The sequence below is a fragment of the Paraburkholderia sp. J8-2 genome (assembly GCF_905220195.1).
Classification (GTDB): domain Bacteria; phylum Pseudomonadota; class Gammaproteobacteria; order Burkholderiales; family Burkholderiaceae; genus Paraburkholderia.
In genome coordinates this window covers 302,210-321,048 of record NZ_CAJMZA010000004.1, presented here as the reverse complement: position 1 = coordinate 321,048, position 18,839 = coordinate 302,210, and the positions used below count along the sequence as shown (strand labels likewise).

Here is an 18,839-nt window from a genome sequence, read left to right as displayed (position 1 = left end):
GCCCGCCACTGCCGGCGTATTTTCGGCATTGCGGGCCATAACACTTGTTCGAAATGGGGCGCTTTATTGCGCCCCTTTCATATTTCAAGGGCCCTACGTCAACCTTGCGTGCAGGTAGACGTTCTACAATCACGAATCTGCCCGGGAACGATTCTTCATGCCGAACCACAACACATTTAGCCGCTCATTTGGCCGCTCATTTGGCCGCTTTGCCACCAAGACCGCTGCCGCCGCACTCGCCTGTGCCGCGCTGGTTTCAACGGCCGCGCATGCGAACAACATCATCGTCCTCAATTCGGGCGAAGCCACGCTGAGCCTCATCGACGACAAGACGCACGAAGTCGTCGGCACCGTGCCCACAGGCAAGGAACCGCATCACCTCTTTCCCACGCCGGACAACACGTCGCTGATCGTCGCGAACTCGGTGTCGAACAACCTGCTGTTCGTCGATCCGAAAACCGGCAAGCCGCAGCGCTGGGTCGAAAACGTCGAAGACCCGTATCAGCTCGGCTTCTCGCCCGACCGCAAGTGGTTCGTCACCACGGGGCTGCGCCTCGACCGTCTCGACATCTACAACTACGCGGGCGGCAGCAATATCACGCTCGCGAAGCGCCTGCCGCTCTCGGCCATGCCGAGTCACCTGGCGTTCACCAACGACAGCCGCACCGTGTTCGTTTCGCTGCAGGTGTCGGGCGAAATCGCAGCGGTCGATCTGCCCACGCAGAAGGTGCTCTGGAAAATGAAGGTCGGTTCCGCACCGGCCGGCCTGTGGCTCACGCCCGGCGACAAGTACCTGCTCGTCGGCATGACGGGCGCCGACTATGTGGCGGTCGTAGACTGGCGCAACCAGAAAATCGTCAAGACGATCCAGGTGGGCAAGGCCGCGCACAACTTCCGCTCGCTCGTGGACGGCCGCCACGTGCTGGTGTCGAGCCGCGTGGCGAATGTCATTAGCATCATCGACGAGGAAACGCTCGAAAAGACCGGTGAGATCAGCGGTCTGATGCCCGGTCCGGACGACATGGAACTTACCGCCGACAAGCGTTATCTTTGGGTGACGTTCCGTTTCGCGAAGCACATCGGCCTCATCGACATGCAGTCGAAGAAGCTCATCAAGACCATCGCCGTGGGCCGCTCGCCGCATGGCATCTACTTCTACGATCGCGCGCCCGTGACGGCGCCGAACGGGGCCTGAAGAACGGGAGGACGTGTGGACATGGTGGCGTCTGGGCTGGCGGTGATCGCGCACGCGGGGCAGGCCGTGGTTGCGGGTGCGGACGACCTCGTGTCGTGGCTCCAGACGCTTCTCTATGTCAATGCGATTCAGCCGCTGCTTTTCCACGTCGGCATGATGGACGTGGACGAAGACACCTACGACGCGCTCTACTGGGTGATCGTGGGCGTGCTCGAAGTGGGCCTGATGTACGCGTTGCTGCGCCCGCTCGAAGCGCTCCTGCCCGCGGAGAAGTGGCGTGACCGCAAGGGGGTAGGGGTGGATGCGCTCTACACCTGGATCACGCGCCTCGGCATTCTGAACCTGCTGTTTTTCTTCACGATGCAGCCGTTCTTCGACCGCGCGCAGAGCGCGCTGCGGCTCATGGGCGTGAAGACGGTGGATCTCGACAACCTTTGGCAGGGCGTGACCACGCAGCCGCTCGTGGCATTCGCCATCTACCTCGTGGTGCTCGACTTCTTCAGCTACTGGTATCACCGGCTTTCGCATCGCTACGGCATCTGGTGGGAACTGCATGCCGTGCATCACAGCCAGCGCAAGATGTCGCTCTGGTGCGATGACCGCAACCATCTGCTCGACGTGGTCGGTCAATCGTGCATGTTCGCCGTCGTCGCGCTCGTGATTGGCGTGCCGCCCGCGCAATTCGTGGTGCTCGTGGCGCTCACGAACTTCATGCAGAGCGTGCAGCACGCCAATATTCGCGTGCATTTCGGCTGGCTCGGCGAGCGGCTGGTCGTGAGCCCGCGTTTTCACCGCCGCCATCACGCCATTGGCTATGGCCATGAAGGCACCCACTACGGCTGCAACTTCGGCGTGCTGTTCCCCTGGTGGGACATGATGTTCGGCAGCGCGTCGTTCAATCGCGAGATCGAGCCCACGGGTATTCGCGACCAGCTCGAAGGCGCGCGCTATGGCGAAGGCTTCTGGGCGCAGCAGGGTTATGCGTTCAACCGCATCGCGCGGCGCCTGCGCTCGGGTTCCCATGCGGCCACTGCCGCGCGGGCCGAGGCACGCGACGACGCCACCGTGACCTGAACGCCGGCGCGGCGTCTTTCCCCTTCATCGCAGCCGTCTTACCCGCCGTACGCGCGGTGGTTTATGCTGTCGGCTTGGTCGCACCGATTTCGCCGACACTGTGTTCTCCACCCGTCCTTTTCGCCTTATTCCGCTCGCATGAATGATCTGTTGCGCTCGTTCGGACGCGCGCTCGCGAGCGTGTTCCATCCCGCCATGCTGCTCCTCACCTTCGTGCCGTTTCTCGTGGCGGCGGCGGTGTGGGGCGCCGTGCTCTATGTGTTCTGGCAGCCACTGCTCGACCTCATGCGCGGCGCGCTCGCGAACTGGTCGTCCACGGCCTACCTCTACCATCTCTTCGACGCACTCGGCTTTGGCTGGCTTCGCGCGACGATCGCGCCGTTTCTGGTCATCATCCTGACGATTCCGCTCATCGTGATTTCGGTGTTGCTGCTGATCGTCGCGATTTCGATGCCGCGCGTGATCGGCCATCTTTCGAAGCGCCAGTATCCGATGCTCGAGATGCGGCGCGGCGGCAGCTGGTACGGCAGTCTGTTCTATTCGCTCGTCACGACCCTCGTCTGCCTGATCGTCATGATCGTGACGCTGCCGCTCTGGCTCATCCCGCCGTTCTTCGCGCTCATTCCGCCGCTCTTGTGGGGCTGGCTCACGTATCGTGTGATGACCTACGACGCGCTGGCGCTGCACGCAACCGTCGAGGAGCGCCGCGCGCTGGTGCGCAGCCACCGCCTGCCGCTGCTCGTGATCGGCGTGGTGAGCGGGTTGCTCGGCTCGTTGCCCACGGCGATCTGGGCCGTCTCCGCGTGGCTGCTGCTGTTCTTTCCGGTGCTCGCGGCGGTGACCATCTGGATTTACGCGTTCATTCTGGTGTTCACGGCACTCTGGTTCGGGCACTACTGTCTGCGCGCGCTTCAGCGCATGCGCGCGCATGAAGTGCAGCAGGCATCCGGTGACGTGACGATCGTGCACTAACACGCTCCACACTCAAGACAATTCAGCGAGGCGACACATGGCATTTGGCGTCATCATCATCGGCGACGAGATTCTCTCGGGGCGCCGCTCCGACAAGCATCTGCCGAAGGTCATCGAATTGCTCGGCGCGCGCGGCCTCTCGCTCGAGTGGGCCCAGTACGTGGGCGACGACCCCGTGCGCATTACCGAGACGCTGCGGCGCTCGTTCGCTTCGGGCGACATCGTATTTTCGACGGGCGGCATCGGCGCGACGCCGGACGACCACACGCGCCAGTGCGCGGCCGCGGCGCTGGGCGTGCCGCTCGCGCTGCATCCGGATGCCGAGGCGGCGATCCGCGAGCGGATTCGCGACATGCACACGGGCGCCGATCCCGTGAACTTTCAGTCGCCCGAGAATCTGCATCGCTTCCAGATGGGCACGTTCCCGCAGGGCTGCGAGATCATCCCGAACGGCTACAACAAGATTCCGGGCTTTTCGATCCGCGATCATCACTTCGTGCCCGGTTTCCCAGTGATGGCCTGGCCGATGATCGAGTGGGTGCTCGACACGAAGTACGCGCACCTGCATCACCAGACGCCGCACGCCGAGAAGTCGCTGCTCGTGTTCGAGTTGCCGGAGTCGACGCTCACGCCGCTCATGGAGCGCATCGAGCGCGATTTTCCGGGCGTGCGGGTGTTCAGCCTGCCGAGCGTCGGCGATACGGAGCGCGGCGGCATTTACGCGCGCCGGCATATCGATCTGGGCGTGAAGGGCGAGCCCGAGGCCGTGGCGGCCGCCTTCGTGAAGCTGCGCGAAGGCGTGCACGAACTGGGCGGCGATGTGGTCGAGCCGCCGGCGCCGGGCGAGGGCGCGCCTGATCGCGAGCGCCGCAGCGGGCCGCGCGCCGGTTTTTGAGTTAGCGAGTCAAGGTGCGCCGCGTAGCGCGGTAGGGCTGGCGGCGCATCATCGGCGTGTCACACGGGGCGCTCAGAGTGGCCCGTTGGGTTGCAGCGGGCCAGTTTCAGGGCTTTATGCGCCGATCCACGGCAAGCCGCGGAAGCACCAGCCTGTGACGGTTTTGCGATGTCCCTGGCCGTCTTTGTCGCCTTCGAAACCTTCGAGCAGGTCATAGGCTTTCGTGAAGCCGGCCTTTGCGGCTTCGATGGCGGCGAGCTTGGAGCGTGCGGCGCTGCGGCACAGGAACAGCACGGGTGCGTCGGTTTCCACGGCGCTCTTGAGCTGGGTGAGGAACTCGGCGTTGGGCACGCCGCCCGGATAGCGGGTCCATTCGACGTGCGAGTATTGGCCGTCGCCCACGACGGGACGGCCGACCCAGTCGAGTTCAGCGCGCGTGCGCACGTCAACGAGGCGCGCACGCGGGTCGAGCTGCAGAAGCTCGAATGCCTCTGCGGGCGATACCGCGCCCGCGTAGGGCAGCTGGTTCTCGACGCGGCGCTTCTCGGCCTGGGCGTACAACTGTTCGAGCGTACTCATGACAACGGATCTCCTGTTTCGCGTTGGACCAAAAAACCATTCTAGCGCGTGGGGACGGAGCGAGGAGGCCGGTTCGGGCAACGCAAAACCGCAACCGCGCGGTGCTTGACCAACATAAAGGGCGGAATGCATTAAGTTGGTGCATTCGAGGCGTTTTGCACCATAATAAAGAGAGATTCGCGCGCCAAATTCGGGATTGCACGAATTTGGTGCCGATGAGTCGCCACCTTGGTGGCTCCACAAAAGCGCGGCGCACGATTTTTGATTGCAAGTGTGTGTCGCGAAAGGGATTTGCGCCACGTTGGCGCATGCATGGCACGGAAGCTGCTTTATATGTCTCGATCGATTCGCAGCCGGCCAGTCGAGGTCAGCAGGACGGACCTGGGAAGGAGGCGGCCGGCGAGGATCAACAAGATTGGGACGGCGGCAGCGTTCGCCGAAATCGTTAATCAGGAGAATAGGTTATGAGTAAATCCGTGGCCGACGTCATGCAACTCGTCAAGGACGAAGACGTCAAGTTTGTCGACTTCCGCTTCACGGACACGCGCGGCAAGGAGCAGCACGTTTCGGTTCCGCTGTCGGCATTCGACGAAGACAAGTTCGAGTCGGGTCATGCGTTTGACGGTTCGTCGATCGCCGGCTGGAAGGGCATCGAAGCCTCGGACATGCTGCTCGTGCCGGACCCGAACACGGCCTTCATCGACCCGTTCTACGAAGAATCGACGCTGGTCCTGACCTGCGACGTGGTTGAGCCGGCCGACGGCAAGGGCTACGAGCGCGACCCGCGCTCGCTGGCAAAGCGCGCTGAAGCCTATCTGAAGAGCACGGGTCTCGGCGACACCGCCTTCTTCGGTCCGGAGCCGGAATTCTTCATTTTCGATTCGGTCCAGTGGAACACGGATCAGTCGGGCTGCTTCGTGAAGATCGGCTCGGATGAAGCACCGTGGTCGTCGGGTCGCGAAATCGAAGGCGGCAACACGGGTCACCGTCCGGGCACGAAGGGCGGCTACTTCCCGGTCGCGCCGGTCGACACGTTCCAGGACATCCGTTCGGAAATGTGTCTGCTGCTCGAGCAGATCGGCATTCCGGTCGAAGTGCACCACCACGAAGTGGCGGGCCAGGGCCAGAACGAAATCGGCACGAAGTTCTCGACGCTGGTTCAGCGCGCGGACTGGACGCAGCAACTGAAGTACATCGTCCACAACGTGGCGCACACGTACGGCAAGACGGCGACGTTCATGCCGAAGCCGGTCGTTGGCGACAACGGTTCGGGCATGCACGTTCACCAGTCGATCTGGAAGGACGGCCAGAACCTGTTCGCGGGCAACGGCTACGCAGGCCTGTCGGAATTCGCGCTGTTCTACATCGGCGGCATCATCAAGCACGCTCGCGCGCTGAACGCCATCACGAACCCGGGCACGAACTCGTACAAGCGTCTCGTTCCGCACTTCGAAGCGCCGGTCAAGCTCGCTTACTCGGCACGCAACCGTTCGGCGTCGATTCGTATTCCGCACGTGTCGAACCCGAAGGGCCGCCGTATCGAAACGCGCTTCCCGGATCCGCTCGCCAACCCGTACCTGTGCTTCTCGGCACTGATGATGGCAGGTCTGGACGGCGTGCAGAACAAGATCCACCCGGGCGAAGCCGCCGACAAGAACCTGTACGACCTGCCGCCGGAAGAGGATGCAAAGATCCCGACCGTTTGCGCCGGCCTCGACCAGGCGCTCGAAGCGCTCGACAAGGATCGCGAGTTCCTGACGCGCGGTGGTGTGTTCACCGACGGCATGATCGACGCGTACCTCGCGCTGAAGGAAAGCGAACTGCAACGCGTGCGTATGACCACGCACCCGGTCGAGTTCGAACTGTACTACTCGCTGTAATTGGCGATGGCGCTTCGCTGCACGCTGTACAGCGAAGCGCCGGTTCAGTTTGTACGACTCGCAGGACGCTTAGGCGTTGGTCTCCAAGGGACGGCGGTGCCGTCCCTTTTTCGTTGGGCGCTTGATGCACGCCGACCCGCTCATTGAACAGTACTAACGACCAGGACCGTAGCCGGTGCGCCGCGTGGCGGCCGGCCTGAAACATGGTGCTCAAGAATCTGATCAAGGCAAGAAAGGGCCACGCCGAACCGCTCTCCGGCGACGCGCCGCTCATCGAGTCGGGCCTGTTGCCCGGCTTCGAGGCGCTGCCCACGGTCGTGCTCGTGCTCGACAAGCGCACGCTGCGTGTCGCCTTCGCGAATCCTTCGGCGGAGGCGATGCTCGATCTCTCGCGCCGTCAGCTCGCGCAGATGGCGTGGTCCGATCTCTTCTCGAACGCGGACGAGCTGCTTTCGACGATCGCGTCGATCGCCGAGCATCGCTTTCACGCAACGCGGCTCGACGCTTCGCTCGAACGCCTTGGCCGCGAGCCGCTGAACGTGCATGTGGTGGTGGGCTTTCTCGAAAGCGCGCCCGACTATGTGTTGCTCGAACTGTTCGAGAACGAGCGGCATCTGCGCAGCGATCGCGAGGAGCGCATTCACGACCTCACGGCCGTGAACAAGCATTTGATTCGCAATCTCGCGCACGAGATCAAGAACCCGCTCGGCGGCATTCGCGGCGCCGCGCAACTGCTCGAATTCGAGCTTGGCGCGCTGGAGCGCGACGAATTGCGCGAGTACACGCAGGTGATCATCAAGGAGTCGGACCGCCTGCAAACGCTCGTCGACCGGCTGCTGGAGCCGCACCGTCATCCGCATATCGTGGGCGACGTGAATATTCACGAAGTGTGCGAGCGCGTGCGCGCCGTGATCCTCGCGGAATTCCCGCGCGGCCTCACGATCGAGCGCGACTACGACGTGAGCGTGCCCGACCTGCGCGGCGACAAGGAGCAGCTGATCCAGGCACTGCTGAACATCGTGCGCAACGCGGCGCAGGCGCTGCGCGAGCGTATCTCGCAGGGCGACGCGCGCATCGAATTGCGCACGCGTGTTGCGCGCAAGATCACGATTTCGAAACGCCTGTGCAAGCTGGCATTGGACTTGCATATCACTGACAACGGACCCGGCATTCCCGAAGATATTCGCGACCGCATCTTCTATCCGCTCGTTTCCGGACGCGAGGATGGCAGCGGTCTCGGCCTCACGCTCGCGCAGACGTTCGTCCAGCAGCACGACGGACTTATCGAAGTGGATAGCCGGCCGGGCCACACTGAGTTTCAGATATTGCTGCCGCTTGATAGTTGAACAAACAACGACTCAAGTTGTTAACGGATTTACCGATACCGCACGCCACCAGGACTTCTGACCGATCTTATGAAGCCGATCTGGATAGTAGACGACGACCAATCGATACGCTGGGTGCTCGAAAAGGCCCTTGCCCGCGAGAACTTCGCGACCCGCAGCTTTTCGAACGTGCGCGAAGCCGCGAGCGCGCTCGATCACGACAGCCCGCAGGTGCTCGTCTCCGACATCCGCATGCCGGGCGGCTCGGGCCTCGAGCTGCTGCAAACGGTGCGCGAGCGTGTGCCGGGGTTGCCCGTCATCATCATGACGGCGTTCTCGGACCTCGACAGCGCGGTCGCCGCGTTTCAGGGCGGCGCGTTCGAGTATCTCGCCAAGCCTTTTGACGTCGACAAGGCCGTCGAGCTGATTCGCCGCGCCGTGGACGAAAGCATGCGCGGCGAGCAGCAGTGGGACGAGCGTCCCGCTGAGGCGCCCGAGATGCTCGGCCAGGCGCCGGCCATGCAGGACATGTTCCGCGCCATCGGACGGCTTTCGCATTCGGCGGCCACCGTGCTCATCACGGGCGAGTCTGGCACCGGAAAGGAGCTTGTCGCGCGCGCCTTGCACCGACATAGCCCACGCGCGAACGGTCCGTTCATTGCGCTGAACACTGCCGCCATTCCGAAGGATCTTCTGGAATCCGAACTGTTTGGCCACGAGCGCGGTGCGTTCACGGGCGCGCAGGCCATGCGCCAGGGCCGCTTCGAACAGGCCGAGAACGGCACGTTGTTCCTCGACGAAATCGGCGACATGCCGTTCGATCTGCAAACGCGCCTCTTGCGTGTGCTCTCGGACGGGCAGTTCTACCGCGTGGGCGGACACAATCCGCTGCGCGCGAACGTGCGCGTGATCGCCGCGACGCACCAGAATCTCGAAACGCGTGTGCGCCAGGGCCTCTTCCGCGAGGACTTGTATCACCGGCTCAACGTGATTCGCCTGCGTTTGCCCGCGCTGCGCGAACGCAGCGAGGACATTCCGTTGCTCACGCGCCACTTCCTCCAGAAGAGCGCGCGCGAACTGGGCGTGGAGCCCAAGCGCGTCTCCGACGAGGCGCTTGCCTGGATGTCCGCGCTGCCGTTTCCGGGCAACGTGCGCCAGCTCGAGAATCTCGCGAACTGGCTCACGGTGATGGCGCCCGCGCAGACCATCGAGATCAAGGATCTGCCGCCTGACCTCGTGCCTGCGCACGGCTCTGCGAGTGCGGCGGCGCATCTCGGCGATGCCGCGGCCGAAGCCAGTGCGGCGGCCAATGGCGCGAGCGCTGCATCGCCCGTTGCGGGTGCTTTGGCGGGCGCGGGCTTGCCTGGCGCCATGGGCGGCGTCTCGGGCGGCGTGGTGTTCGGCACGCCTGCGTTCGGCGCGTCTAACGGTGCCGCGGCTGCCGTCGCGACGCTGAGCGTGTGGGAGAGCGGTTTGCGCACGGAAGTCGCGCGTCTCTTGCGCGAGAACAGCGCCGACGTGATGGACGAACTCTCGCGGCGCTTCGAAGCCGCCGTGATCCGCGAGGCGCTGGATTTCACGCGCGGTCGCAAGGTCGAGGCCGCCGAGCGTCTTGGCATTGGACGCAACACCATTACGCGCAAGATCCAGGAACTCAATCTGGAATGAGCGTGCGTTAGCATGTGACAACGGGCCGGCCTCGCGCAATGCGAGCCGGCCCGTTGCGCAGTGCGCCGGTGCGCACACAGGGCATAATCGACGCTGTTTTCCTGTCGACGACCGATCATGCCCGTGACTTCTCCCTGGCCCGCCGAGGCCGACCCCTTCCTTTCGCTCGAATCGCTCGACGACCCCGCCGTCATGGCCTGGGTCGAGTCGCAGAATGCGCGCACGCGCGCCGCGTGGCAGGGCGGTGCGCGTTTCGAGGCGCTGGAAAAGCGCCTCGCGCAGGCCTACCTGCCTCGCGAACGGCCCGTGATCCCGAGCCGCTGGCAGCAGTGGGCCTACGACCTCTGGGAGGACGAGGACAATCCCAAGGGCCTGTGGCGCCGCGCGCTCTGGGCCGACTGGCGCGCTCACAAGCCGCAGTGGCAAACGCTCATCGACTTCGACGCGCTCGGTGCGAAAGAAGGGAAGCCATGGGTGTGTGCGGGTATCGACGTCCTTTACCCGGACGGCGACCGTGCGCTGATCCAGCTCTCCGATGGCGGTTCCGACGCAGTCATCGTGCGCGAGTTCGATATCGTGAAGCGCGAATTCGTGAGCGATGGCTTCGCGATTGCGAAGGAAGGCAAGCACATCATTTCGTGGATCGATCGCGATACCGTGTACCTGGGCTGGGATGCGGGCGGCAAAGCCGGCAAGAAGATGCTCACGCGCTCGGGCTACCCGCGCGAGGTGCGCCGCTGGACGCGCGGCACGGCGCTCGCGGACGCGCCGGTGGTATTCAGCGGCGAGTTCGACGACATCAGCGTCGAGGGCGACTACGACCCGGTTGAAAAGCGCCACGACGTGGTGCGCAGCGTCGACTTCTTCGATTCCTATACCTATCGCCTGGATGAGCGTGGCGACTGGCAAGTGTACGACGTGCCCACGCATGTCTCGGTGGGCGCGTGGCATGGCTGGCTGCTGCTCGAACCGCGCCTCGACTGGACCGTTGCGGGCGTGACGTACAAGGGCGGCGCGTTGCTCGTGATTCGCGAGGACGCTTTCCTCGCAGGTGACCGCGCCTTCACGGCGCTCTTCACGCCGACTCCCGTTACGTCGGCATGCGACTGGACCAATACGCTAAACGTCCTGATCGTCTCCTGGCTCGACGACGTGGAGAGCCGCACGATGCTCTGGCAGCCGCGGCAGGAGGATGGCGCGTGGCGCTGGGAGTCTCGCGTGTTTCCCGCACGTGCGAGTTCGCAGGTGGACGTCTCGCCCATTGAAGACACGCTCAACGACGAGGTATTCGTCGACGTCGACGATTACCTGCTGCCGCCCGAATACTGGTTGGCCGATCTCGCGCAAACCGATCTCCAGCAGTGGGAATTGCTCGACCGCTGGCCCACGCAGTTCGATGCCGGACCGCTCACGGTCATTCGCTCGCACGCGCGCTCGGCCGACGGCACGAGCGTACCGTTCACCGTGATTGGTCCGAAGGCCGTATTGGACGCCGGTTCCCGCCAGGCGTCGCCGTGCCTGCTCACGGGCTACGGCGGCTTCGCGATCGCGCTCACGCCGCAATATCTGGTGGGCTCGGGCATCGGCTGGCTGGAGCAGGGCGGTGTCGTGGCGATCGCGCACATTCGCGGCGGCGGCGAGTACGGCACGGCCTGGCACGTCGAGGCGCAGCGCGAGCATCGCCAGCGCTCGTTCGACGACTTCATCGCCGTGGCCGAACAGTTGATCGCCGATGGCTATACGAGCGCTGCGCAACTGGGTATCAAGGGCGGCAGCAACGGCGGACTGCTCGTGGGTGCGTGCATGGTGCAGCGTCCCGAGCTGTTTGGCGCGGTGGTGTGCGAGGTGCCGTTGCTCGACATGCAGCGTTACCCGCTGCTGCATGCGGGCGCGTCATGGATCGACGAATATGGCGATCCTGAGGATGCCGAAGAATCGCGCGCACTCGCCGCTTACTCGCCTTACCACCATGTTAAGCCCGGTGTTGCGTATCCGCCGTCGCTGTTTACCACGTCGACGAGCGACGACCGCGTCCACCCCTCGCACGCGCGCAAGATGGTCGCGCGCATGGAGAAGCAGGGGCACGCGAACGTCTGGTATCTGGAGAACACCGAAGGCGGCCACGGCCCCGGCAGCGATTCGCTCGAGCGCGCAGAATATGACGCGCTCGTCTATCGCTTTCTGTGGACCACGCTCGCGGGAGGCTGGTAAGGCGGGCGTTTAGCCGGCGACATCGAGCGTGGCGATGACCGGCGTGTGATCCGAAGGCTGTTCCCACTTGCGCGGCACCTTGTCGACTTCACATGCGGTGAGGTGCCCCGCGAGCGCGGGCGAAAGCAGAATGTGATCGATGCGCAAGCCCGCGTTGCGGCGAAACGCGAACATGCGGTAATCCCACCACGTGAAGATCTTGTCGGGCTGCTCGAACTGGCGGAACGCGTCGACGAAGCCCAGTTCGATCAGCCGGCGGAACTGCGTACGTTCTTCGGGCGAGACGAGGTTCTGGCCTTCCCAGGCCTTCGGATCGTGCACGTCGCGGTCTTCGGGCGCGATGTTGTAGTCGCCGAGCAGCGCGAGCTTCGGGTAGCGCTGCATTTCCTGCGCGAGCCAGTCGTGCATGGCGTCGAGCCATTGCAGCTTGTACGCGAACTTCTCGGTGCCCGGCGCCTGGCCGTTCGGGAAATAGGCGCTCACCACGCGCACATCGCCGATGGTCGTCGCGATCACGCGCTGTTGCGGATCTTCGAAGCCAGGAATGTTGCGCACGACCGTGGCTTCGTCGACGAAGAGGCCTTCGCGCACGAGAATGCCCACGCCGTTATAGGTCTTCTGGCCCGCGAACCAGCTGCGATAGCCGTGCGCCTCGAGGTCGGCGCGGGGGAACTTGTCGTCGGTGAGCTTCAGTTCCTGGAGGCAGAGCACGTCGGTCTTGCTCTCGTTGAGCCAGTCGATGACGTGCTGCAGACGGACCTTGAGGGAATTGACGTTCCACGTTGCGATTTTCATGTGAGGCTCGATAGGGTGACGGTGTGCTTTCTGTGCACTTCGGCGCCATTATCGCCTGCGCCGATGACCGGTACGGCTTTCTTTGCATCATGGTGCTTGTCTCGCGCTCGTTGATGGCAGCCCGGTTTCCGGTATCTTAGGATGTCGGCGTGCGTGGGCAAAGCTGCGCAAATTTACATAGGGGAGACACAATGGGTGACGTCAACGTGCAGTTTCTGTTCGACTTCGGCAGTCCTAACGCGTATCTGTGCCATAAGGTGATCGGCGACATTGAGGCGCGCCAGCAGGTGCGTTTCGACTATGTGCCGATACTGCTTGGCGGCCTCTTCAAGCTAAGCGGCAACCGCTCGCCGGGCGAGGCGTTCGCGGGTGTCGAAAACAAGCAGAAGTTCATGATGCTGGAGATGCGGCGCTTCGTCGAGCGGCATGGACTCACGGCTTATCGGCGCAATCCGCACTTTCCGGTGAATACGCTGCAAATCATGCGCGGCGCGATTGCCGCGCAGCGTAACGGCACGTTCGAACGCTACGTCGACCGTATGTTCGCGCACATGTGGGAAGAGGGGCTCAAGATGGACGACGCTGCGGTGATCCGCACAGCGCTCCAGGCAGATGGTCTCGACGCCACCGCGTTTGAAACGGCGATTCAGGACGCCGACGTGAAAGCCGCGTTGCTGGCGAATACGCAGTTGGCGTTCGAGCGCGGCGCATTCGGTTCGCCGACGTTCTTTGTCGGTGACGAAATGTACTTCGGCAAGGATCAGTTGCGCGATGTCGAAGAGGAAATCGCGCGCGTGAAACTACGCACATAACGCGCGCTGCTTCATGATGAAGCGAGGCGGGCGCGGCATGATCGCCCCCGCCTCGCGCCGCGCATCAAAGCGCGGCTTGCTCCTCGGCTTGCGGTGCGGTGGCCACGCCCAGACGCACGCGCGCTGCCTGATATTCGCGCTTCAAACGCTCGATGAGTTCGGCGGCCGGCACGACGCTCTTCACCGCGCCAATGCCCTGGCCCGAGCCCCAGATATCCTTCCACGGCTTCACGCGCGTCGAGCCGAAATTCATCGCCGAGGGATCCGACTGCGGCAACGCTTCCGGATCGAGGCCGCTCGCGACGATGCTCTGGCGCAGATAGTTGCCGTGCACGCCCGTGAAGAGATTCGAGTAGACGATGTCGCCCGCGGCGCCGTCGACGATCATCTGCTTGTACGCGTCGACGGCATTCGCTTCATGCGTGGCGATGAACGCCGAGCCGATATAGGCGAGGTCTGCGCCTGCTGCCTGCGCCGCGAGAATCGCGTTGCCGTTGCCGATCGCGCCCGAAAGCAGCAGGGGGCCGTCGAACCATTCGCGAATCTCGTGGATCAGCGCGAACGGCGAGAGCACACCCGCATGGCCGCCGGCACCGGCGGCCACGGCGATCAGTCCGTCCGCGCCTTTTTCGATTGCCTTCTTCGCGAACGTGTTGTTGATGACGTCGTGCAGCACGATGCCGCCCCATGCGTGGATCGCATGGTTGACTTCTTCACGCGCGCCGAGCGACGTAATGACGATCGGCACCTTGTATTGCGCGCAGACGCCGAGGTCGTGCTCGAGGCGGTCGTTCGACTTGTGCACGATCTGGTTCACGGCGAAAGGCGCAGCCGGCGCGTCCGGGTGCTTCGCGTTGTATTCGGCGAGTTCGGTGGTAATGCGGTCCAGCCATTCACCCAGCACGGGCTCGGGCCGCGCATTGAGCGCAGGGAACGAGCCGACCACGCCCGCCTTGCACTGGGCGATCACGAGATCGGGATTCGAAATGATGAAGAGCGGCGAGCCGACGACCGGAATCGACAGGCCGCGGCGCAGCACGGCGGGCAGGGACATCCATATCTCCTTGACTGGGGCGGCGGCCGGGTGCGGCTGCCGTCGCGTGATTTGTTGCGTGACGCGTTGCGCCGGCGTGGGCGCCGGCTGGCAGGCTTAAACATAGCAAAGCCGTCGAAACTATGCAACCAGTTGCATAGTGGAAAAATTCGATCCGCAACAGATCCGGCATTGGGTGGGGCGTGGTTTAGAATCGCCGCATGTCGACGCCGCACGCCATCCTCATCGCCTTGCTGGAGAAGCCTTCGTCGGGCTATGACCTCGCGCGCCGCTTCGATCGCGCGATCGGCTACTTCTGGCATGCCACGCATCAACAGATCTATCGCGAACTGGGCCGCATGGTCGAGGCGGGGTGGGTGTCGGTCGTCGAGGACGAGACGGCTGCCGCGTCGCGCAAGAAGGTGTATTGCGTGTTGCCGGTGGGGCGCGATGAGGTGGCGCGCTGGGCGCGCGAGACGGTGCTCGACCTCGACTCGCGCAACGTGTTCCTGCTCAAGCTGCGTGCCGATGCCGTGATCGGGCCGCTCGGCCTCGCCGAGGAACTCGCGCGGCTCATCGCCGAAAATCGCGCACGGCTTGCGACTTATCGGGAGATCGAGCAACGCGATTTTGGATCGTCTTCGCTCACGCGCGGGCAGCAGTTGCAGTATGCGATCCTCAAGGCGGGCATTCACACGCAGGAGATGTGGCTGGCCTGGGCGGAAGAGGTGTGGCCGCTGGTGGAGCCTGCGCAGGCGGAGTCCAATTTGCCAGGGTGTCCGAAGCAATCGCGGTGTGACGAGCGCTCGCTCGATGATGGTCGAAGGCGTGATGTGTCACCTGAATGAAAAAGATGTTTGACGGAAGGCCTTCGATACCTTATACTTCTTTTCTCTGACGGACGCGGGGTGGAGCAGTCTGGCAGCTCGTCGGGCTCATAACCCGAAGGTCGTAGGTTCAAATCCTACCCCCGCAACCAAAGCCTAATCAGGCTTTTCGTACAAACCGTCACGCAAATGAACCCGCTCTTGAGCGGGTTTTTTGTTGTCCAGCGAAATCCGGTACGAACGGCTCCACAGTCGTCGCCACTCACACATCTTCCTCGTATCGCAGGCGCGAAGCTTCCTCCGTAACCCGTTGCGGCAAGCCTTTGTGCCGATCCATGAAACCGCCGCGAGCGGTTTTTTCTACCTTACGCATCCCGCTCATCAAGACGGCCGACTCGCGCATAGTGACCACCATCGCTCGCGTGACGTCAGCGCTCACAGGGTGGATTCATTCGACGTTTCCGGCGTGTCCGGGCCGACTTGACCGCTGACAAGTCGAGGCGACTTCCGACTTTGTCCGATGTCCAGCAGCCCTTAACCTTCTCTGCCTGCCGGCGCTTGCTGACCAGCCGACCGGCAGGCGGCAGCCTTTTCGTCTCTTGTCGCCCCCCGAACGTGCGTACCGTTTTGCCCGCAACCCCATGAAGAAACCCGTCACTTCCGATACCCATCAGTCGGCGCTCGAGCGCGTTCTGGATGGCTTCGTCGATGCGAGCGAGTCAGACATTGTGCTTCTGAGCGATCTCGTCAGCAGGATCCGCCCACGCCGCGCCTTCCATGGCGAGGCGGCCAGACATGCGGTCTACACGCTTTGCTTTCTGCTCGAGCACCGCAGCGACTATCGAGCCGCGCTGCGCGGCGCGCTGCGGCGCCTGCTGACCGAGCGCAAGCAGGTGGCACTGTATACGGACGTTGGCATTTTCCCGAACAACGGTTTTTTCACCGAAGTGACGCACCGGCTCGTTCGCAGCACGCTGCTGCCCGATTTGCTCGATCTGGGCCAGTTGCGCGATGTGATCGCCAAGGTCTTCGGGCGCGCAAGCGATCATCTGTGGGTGCGCGAGGTGGGTGTCGACGCGTGGACCGACCTGCTGCGCGCGCTGCGATTCGACGAAGACGCAGAGGAAGAATGCGCACGCGACGCGCCGGGCGCGGTGCAGCCTCTGCATCAAGTGCTCGAAGCGTTGCGCGTGCTGTCCTACCGGATTGCCGCCATTGGCCTCGAGCCCGAAATGCTGCGGCACGACCCGATGCTCGAATCGGAACGCTCGCCGTTCATCGCGCAAAATCAGGAAATACTGGCCTACATTGCGAGCTTCGAGACGTCGCCCGCCCGCACCGCCGGCATCGACTCGCAACACGTTGCGGTGCTGCTGGATCAGTGCCGCGCCGTCGGTGACCGGATTCGCAAACGCGCGGCGCGCGCTGGCACCAGCGTCTCGCTGACATTGCATCTGCTGCGCTTGAACCAGCATCTCTCCCGTGCCGAAACGCTGATCGACCTGGTGGCGGCGCTGCGCGAGTCGCTCGAGGCCGATATCGTGCTGCCGATGATCGCCGACCTCGCATCCGGGCTCATTCAGGCGGAATGCTGCCGCAACAATTTGCGCGATTACTTCCGCCAGAATGTCGAGTTGATCGCACTGCGCGTGACCGAAAATGCCGGCCATGCGGGCGAGCACTATATTGCGGCAAGCCGCAAGGATTACTTTGCGCTGCTACGTTCGGCGCTGCTCGGCGGTTCCATCATCGGTTTCATGTCGGCGCTCAAGTTCATCATTGCCGGGTATGGCTGGACGCCGCTCAACGAATCGTTCGCCTTCGGGCTCAACTACGGGCTCGGCTTCGTGCTGATTCACATCCTGCGCGGCACCGTAGCCACCAAGCAGCCCGCGATGACGGCCCATGTACTGGCCGCGGCAATCAAGGACAGCAGCCGCAAGGGCGGGCGCGACCTCGAGCACCTCGTGACGCTGGTTGTGCGAACCATGCGCAGCCAGACCGCGGCGATCTTCGGCAACGTGGCGCTGGCCGTGCCGGTCGCGATGTTGATCGGGCTTGCGTACCGGTGGGCGACAGGGCATCCGCTGATCAGCGCCGCCAGGGCCACGGGACTGCTCAACGAGGTGGCGTTCAAACCGTCCACGCTGGTCTACGCAGCACTTGCGGGCGTCTGTCTTTTCCTTGCCGGTCAGATCAACGGCTACTGCGACAACCTGTGCATCTACGAGCGCATTCCCGAGCGGATTACACACATCCGCTGGGCGAGGCGTGTGTTCGGCGAGCGCAATCTGCAACGCATTGCCAACTATGTCAGAGGTAACCTCGGTGCGTTGATCGGCAACCTCGTATTCGGTTTCATGTTGAGCGCGGTATGGGTGGCCGGCATGCTGCTCGGGCTGCCGCTCGACATCCGGCACGTCGCATTCGCGTCCACGTACTCCGGTTTCGCGAGCGTTTCGCTCGATTTTGCGGTACCCCAGACCTTGCTCCTGGGCGCCATGGCGGGAACCTGGGCGATCGGCACGATTAACCTGTTCGTGAGCTTCAGTCTTGCGATGTGGGTCGCGCTGCGCGCGCGCAACGTCACCTTTGGCGAGACGCGCCGGCTGTTCGGCGACGTGTTGAGTCGCCTGCGCCGTCATCCCAGGGACTTCTTTTTCCCGCCGCGCACACATCTCGCAGCGGGTCATGATGTGCCAGGCGAGACAGGCGGTTAGCCCCCCAATGACCAATCCACCGCGGCCTGCGCATGTAACGCGGTGGTGTCGAATACCGGCAGGGTCGAATCTTTCGGGCCAATCAGCAGCGTGATTTCCGTACAGCCGAGAATGACGGCCTGCGCGCCGCGCGCGGCGAGGTCTTCTATGACGCGCTGGTAGACACGGCGCGATTGCGCATTCACATTGCCGTGACACAACTCGTCATAGATGATGCGATGCACATCCGCGCGATCGTGTTCGTTCGGTACGATCGCTTCGATACCGTGTGCTTCGCGCAGCCGTCCCACATAAAAGTCCTGCTCCATCGTGTAGCGCGTGCCGAGCAGCGCCGCGCGCGTGACGCCGGCGGCGCGCAATGCCTGGCCGGTCGGGTCCGCGATATGCAGGAAGGGAATGGAGATTGTCGCCTCGATCGCCGCGCATACGCGGTGCATGGTGTTCGTCGCGAGCAGCACGATGTCCGCGCCGCCGCGTTCGAGCTGGCGGGCGGCGTCGGCCATCTGCACGCCGAGCGCGTCCCAGTCGCCCGCGCGCTGGCGTTCCTCGACTTGCGCGAAGTCCACGGTCACCATCAGGCTGCGTGCGTTGTGATGCCCGCCCAGACGCGCTTTCGCATGGCGGTTCAGCAGCCGGTAGTACTCGGCCGACGATTCCCAGCTCATTCCTCCGATCACGCCGATCGTCTTCATCGATTTCCCTCTCACGCTCTTGGACTAGTCAGTCCGCACGAGTATAGGCGTGTCCGGCGCGCGGTACAGGTACGCTCGGGCCGATCCGACGCAGTACGGTCATGGGCGCGGCCCGCATACAGTCCGTTTGTTAAGTACCCGGACCGTGAAAGCGCATGCTT

15 protein-coding genes and 1 tRNA gene are annotated in these 18,839 nt (G+C 63.6%); 12 read left to right on the top strand and 4 right to left on the bottom strand.

All coding sequences use genetic code 11. The annotated features are described in order from the left end of the window. The first annotated feature begins 157 nt into the window (after positions 1 to 157). From U5A52_RS12720 to U5A52_RS12705, 4 genes are all read left to right on the top strand, one after another. Entirely contained in the window at positions 158 to 1,195 is a 1,038-nt protein-coding gene (locus U5A52_RS12720) for a beta-propeller fold lactonase family protein (RefSeq protein ID WP_321934922.1), read from the top strand. 21 nt (positions 1,196 to 1,216) lie between these two features. Next, the gene (locus tag U5A52_RS12715) at positions 1,217 to 2,269 is read left to right on the top strand and encodes a sterol desaturase family protein (protein WP_321934921.1); all 1,053 of its coding nucleotides are present in this window, start codon (positions 1,217 to 1,219) and stop codon (positions 2,267 to 2,269) included. Positions 2,270 to 2,407: 138 nt separating this feature from the next. Further along, on the top strand, positions 2,408 to 3,241 hold the full coding sequence (locus tag U5A52_RS12710; RefSeq protein WP_321909013.1) for an EI24 domain-containing protein: 834 nt from the start codon (positions 2,408 to 2,410) through the stop codon (positions 3,239 to 3,241). A gap of 37 nt (positions 3,242 to 3,278) precedes the next feature. Then, positions 3,279 to 4,136, top strand: coding sequence for a competence/damage-inducible protein A (locus U5A52_RS12705; protein WP_321934920.1), 858 nt, complete (start codon positions 3,279 to 3,281; stop codon positions 4,134 to 4,136). Between the two features lie 114 nt (positions 4,137 to 4,250). Here U5A52_RS12705 and U5A52_RS12700 read toward each other — a convergent pair whose 3' ends face one another. Further along, positions 4,251 to 4,715: a rhodanese-like domain-containing protein gene (locus tag U5A52_RS12700; protein ID WP_321909010.1), complete on the bottom strand. Its 465-nt coding sequence runs from the start codon at positions 4,713 to 4,715 to the stop codon at positions 4,251 to 4,253. 464 nt (positions 4,716 to 5,179) lie between these two features. On the opposite strand from U5A52_RS12700, the gene glnA reads away from it, so the two are divergent. The 4 genes from glnA to U5A52_RS12680 all read left to right on the top strand — a co-directional run bounded on the left by glnA (position 5,180) and on the right by U5A52_RS12680 (position 11,799). Next, on the top strand, positions 5,180 to 6,595 hold the full coding sequence (gene glnA / locus U5A52_RS12695; RefSeq protein WP_042264808.1) for a type I glutamate--ammonia ligase: 1,416 nt from the start codon (positions 5,180 to 5,182) through the stop codon (positions 6,593 to 6,595). 203 nt (positions 6,596 to 6,798) lie between these two features. Continuing rightward, on the top strand, positions 6,799 to 7,941 hold the full coding sequence (glnL, locus tag U5A52_RS12690; protein WP_321909009.1) for a nitrogen regulation protein NR(II): 1,143 nt from the start codon (positions 6,799 to 6,801) through the stop codon (positions 7,939 to 7,941). A 69-nt stretch (positions 7,942 to 8,010) separates the two neighbouring features. Next, a complete protein-coding gene (gene ntrC / locus U5A52_RS12685) occupies positions 8,011 to 9,588 on the top strand; it encodes a nitrogen regulation protein NR(I) (protein ID WP_321909008.1) in 1,578 nt (525 codons plus the stop codon). 117 nt (positions 9,589 to 9,705) lie between these two features. Continuing rightward, positions 9,706 to 11,799 (top strand): prolyl oligopeptidase family serine peptidase, encoded by a 2,094-nt coding sequence (locus U5A52_RS12680; RefSeq protein WP_321934919.1) that lies wholly within the window; start codon positions 9,706 to 9,708, stop codon positions 11,797 to 11,799. 9 nt (positions 11,800 to 11,808) lie between these two features. Here the strand turns inward: U5A52_RS12680 and xth are convergent, their stop codons facing one another. Then, positions 11,809 to 12,594 carry an exodeoxyribonuclease III gene (gene xth / locus U5A52_RS12675; RefSeq protein ID WP_321934918.1) on the bottom strand — a complete coding sequence of 262 codons (786 nt, stop codon included), beginning with the start codon at positions 12,592 to 12,594 and terminating at the stop codon, positions 11,809 to 11,811. A gap of 191 nt (positions 12,595 to 12,785) precedes the next feature. Between xth and U5A52_RS12670 the strand changes: the two genes are divergently transcribed. Beyond that, entirely contained in the window at positions 12,786 to 13,406 is a 621-nt protein-coding gene (locus tag U5A52_RS12670; protein ID WP_321909002.1) for a 2-hydroxychromene-2-carboxylate isomerase, read from the top strand. Positions 13,407 to 13,470: 64 nt separating this feature from the next. Here U5A52_RS12670 and U5A52_RS12665 read toward each other — a convergent pair whose 3' ends face one another. Further along, on the bottom strand, positions 13,471 to 14,460 hold the full coding sequence (locus U5A52_RS12665; RefSeq protein WP_321934917.1) for a nitronate monooxygenase family protein: 990 nt from the start codon (positions 14,458 to 14,460) through the stop codon (positions 13,471 to 13,473). Positions 14,461 to 14,660: 200 nt separating this feature from the next. Here U5A52_RS12665 and U5A52_RS12660 point away from each other — a divergent pair, with 200 nt between their 5' ends. The 3 genes from U5A52_RS12660 (at position 14,661) to U5A52_RS12650 (ending at position 17,986) form a co-directional block, all read left to right on the top strand. Continuing rightward, complete coding sequence (locus tag U5A52_RS12660; protein ID WP_321934916.1) at positions 14,661 to 15,287, top strand: PadR family transcriptional regulator; 627 nt, start codon at positions 14,661 to 14,663, stop codon at positions 15,285 to 15,287. 54 nt (positions 15,288 to 15,341) lie between these two features. After that, a tRNA-Met gene (locus U5A52_RS12655) sits at positions 15,342 to 15,418 on the top strand. A gap of 489 nt (positions 15,419 to 15,907) precedes the next feature. Next, positions 15,908 to 17,986: a site-specific recombinase gene (locus U5A52_RS12650; RefSeq protein WP_321908997.1), complete on the top strand. Its 2,079-nt coding sequence runs from the start codon at positions 15,908 to 15,910 to the stop codon at positions 17,984 to 17,986. Here the strand turns inward: U5A52_RS12650 and U5A52_RS12645 are convergent. Beyond that, positions 17,983 to 18,678 (bottom strand): aspartate/glutamate racemase family protein, encoded by a 696-nt coding sequence (locus tag U5A52_RS12645; protein WP_321908995.1) that lies wholly within the window; start codon positions 18,676 to 18,678, stop codon positions 17,983 to 17,985. The genes U5A52_RS12650 and U5A52_RS12645 overlap by 4 nt on opposite strands. Between the last annotated feature and the right edge of the window lie 161 nt (positions 18,679 to 18,839).